General features: G+C 44.5%; 1 protein-coding gene. It reads right to left on the reverse strand.

Going from position 1 to position 550, the window contains the following annotated elements:
- Positions 1-550, reverse strand: a 550-nt coding sequence (locus ACFIO5_RS13330) for a toprim domain-containing protein (RefSeq protein WP_375705674.1), incomplete at both ends; no start/stop codon positions are given.

Consider the following 550-nt stretch of genomic DNA (forward strand, 5'->3'; position numbering starts at 1 on the left):
TAAACCCCCCGTTTGTTTCGTTAAACGACGTAAAGATTGTGCTCCTTTCATTTCCAGTGAGGCTAAGCAAAGACGACTCTTTTGCGAAATCCAATGGGGAATACAGTCTGATAACAATTGGCTTTTTCCAGCACCACTGGCACCACTCCATAGCGTTAATTCCGCTGGACGAAAATACAGCTTGCCGTTGAGTTTAGGATAGGGAACCGTATAGCCAAGATGCTGCTTAGGCTCTGGCCAAAAGAGCCCTATAACTTGATCTTTATAGTCTGAGGCGCGTCGTAACCCTTTTGGTGCAAAGCTTTTTGCTGAGGAAAAGGCAGCTTTTATGGTGGCTGCATCAATACCAGCGGTTAAACAGTCATTGGCATCCTTGCAGGGGAGTTGTACACGGTAGCAGCGATGACGACCAAGCCTATTGGCAATCTCATGGGCTGCTTCTTCACCAGGTTTGTCCATATCGGTGGCTAAAAAAATGATTTCAAAAGATTCTAAATGATCAAATTCATTTTCAATCCAATTCTGTTTACCTCCAACACCTCCTCCAAAT

This window comes from Bartonella sp. AA86SXKL (assembly GCF_042196885.1).